Origin of the sequence: Nocardia sp. NPDC060220 (genome assembly GCF_042727815.1) — a bacterium.
Taxonomy (GTDB): Bacteria; Actinomycetota; Actinomycetes; order Mycobacteriales; family Mycobacteriaceae; genus Nocardia.
The window spans coordinates 1-2,050 of record NZ_JBHWZY010001069.1 but is presented as its reverse complement, the minus strand read 5'-3'; the positions used below and the strand labels follow the sequence as shown (position 1 = coordinate 2,050).

At 68.8% G+C, this 2,050-nt stretch carries 2 protein-coding genes; both read left to right on the top strand.

Features of this window, described 5'->3' with window-relative positions; genetic code table 11:
- Positions 1 to 1,410 (top strand): LVIVD repeat-containing protein (locus ACFWF3_RS33675; protein ID WP_379318018.1); only part of this gene is annotated, 1,410 nt, incomplete at its 5' end.
- Positions 1,407 to 2,015 carry a DUF305 domain-containing protein gene (locus tag ACFWF3_RS33670; RefSeq protein ID WP_379318016.1) on the top strand — a complete coding sequence of 203 codons (609 nt, stop codon included), beginning with the start codon at positions 1,407 to 1,409 and terminating at the stop codon, positions 2,013 to 2,015. The genes ACFWF3_RS33675 and ACFWF3_RS33670, both read left to right, overlap by 4 nt.
- Positions 2,016 to 2,050 lie beyond the last annotated feature (35 nt).

Genomic DNA, 2,050 nt, shown 5'->3' with positions numbered 1-2,050 from the left:
AGCTGTGCGGGCGACGCGATCCCCGAACCGGGCCTCCAGGGCGACGTACCCGCCGCCGAACGCGACAGCGGCCGCAGCACCCAGGGCTACCGCTGCAACATCAGCCGCATCGGCGGCTACGCGGGCCGCGGCGCCGGCATCACCTCGACGCAGTTCGATCACTGCGTCTACCTCGGCAGCTTCTTCCCCGGCAACCTGCTCGGTCCCGCGCAAGGCGTGCAGGTGATCGACGTCGCCGATCCGGCGAACCCGGTGCTCACCGCCACGCTCACCGAACCCGCGATGCTGGCGGGTACCTGGGAGAGCCTCAAGGTCAACGCCGCGCGAAAGCTGCTCGTCGGCACCGGAGCTCCCGCGTTCACCGGAGCGGGACTGATCTCGATCTACGACATCTCCGACTGCGCGCACCCGCGCCTGCTCAACCCTGGACCCGGCACCGACGTGAGCCTGCCGGTCCCGATCACGGCGCACGAGGGCGGCTTCTCCCCCGACGGCCGCACCTACTGGGCATCAGGGGTCGTCCCCGGCATCGTCAGCGCTGTCGACCTGACCGATCCGGCCGACCCCCGCGTGATCTGGCAGGGCATGCCGGGGCAGTCCATGCACGGCATGGGCCTGCGCGCCGACGGCAACCGCCTCTACCTGGCCAACAACATGGGCGGGCTCACCGTCCTCGACACCAGTGCGGTGCAGCGGCGCGACCCCGACCCGCAGGTGCCGATCATCTCCCAGCTGACCTGGACCGATGGCTGGGCGACGCAGCAGAACGTGCCCGTCACCTACAACGGCGTGCCCTACCTGTTCACCGCCGACGAGGCCGGATCCGGCGGCGTCAAACTCATCGACATCTCCGACGACACCAACCCGCGCATCGTGAACTCCATCAAGCTGGAGATCAACCTGCAACAACATCGCGACAGCGCGCTCGCCTCCGGGATGGGTGGGTCGATCTTCACCTACGACGCCCACTACTGCTCCGCCGATCGGCCGGTGAACCCCACCGCGCTCGCATGTGGCTGGATCGCCTCCGGCCTCCGGGTTTTCGACGTCCGCGACCCGCTCCGGGTACGCGAGATCGCCTACTACAACCCGCCCGCGCGTACCGGTCAGAACAGCGAACTGTGGAACTCTCCGCACGCACTCGCCTCCATCATCGGAGTGCCGCTGCTCAGCGCGCAATCGGTGATGCAGGCCGTCGACGCGGGCGTTCTCGATCCCGAGCAGGCGCAGAGTTCGCGCACCGGTGACGTGGCCTTCGGTGACCTCTCCACCGACTGGTGCTTCTCCGCTCCTGAGTGGCGCGGCAACCAGCTCTGGGCCGCCTGCGCCGACAACGGGTTGCTCACCTTGGAGCTGTCGCCCGAGGTGTACACCCCGCCCACCGATCAGCGGTCGACGGTCGGCTCATGACCCGGCGGGTGCTGCTCGGCGCCGCGGGTGCGGCGACGGTACTGCTGCTGCTGGTGGTCGGCGCGGCCATCCGACCGCTCTGCTTCTCCGAGACCGCCACCGTCACACCGGTATTGACGCCTACCGAGATCGGCTTCGTGCAGGACATGACGGGTCACCATCAGCAGGCGCTCATCATGGTCGAGCGCCTGGCCGTCGATGTCGATCCCACCGTGCGGCGGCTGGCCGACCAGATCGCCGATGCCCAGCGCCTCGAGATCGGCATGATGCTCGGCTGGCTCCGGTTGGCCGCGGCGACCCCGACCAACCCGCACCCGATGTCGTGGATGCCCACCGGTCACCACACCGCCGCGTCCTCGTCGATGACCATGCCCGGCATGGCCACTCGCGCCGACCTCGACGCGCTCGCGGAGGCACACGGCGCCGACGCGGAGACGATGTTCCTGCGTCTGATGTACCGCCATCACCAGGGCGGCATCGCCATGACGCAGACGTTCGACGGAATATCCACCGGTGGGCCGGTCGAACAGGCGGCCCGCGACATGATCAGCACACAGAGCCAGGAGTCCGGGATCATCGGCCTGCTGATGTCCCAGCGCGGGTAACGGCTAGGGGCCTAATCCTGTTCGCTCCCCACGCT

Coding starts and splice junctions, on each gene's coding strand:
- ACFWF3_RS33670 (WP_379318016.1), top strand. CDS start 1,407: ATGACCCGGCGGGTGCTGCTCGGCGCCGCGGGTGCGGCGACGGTACTG.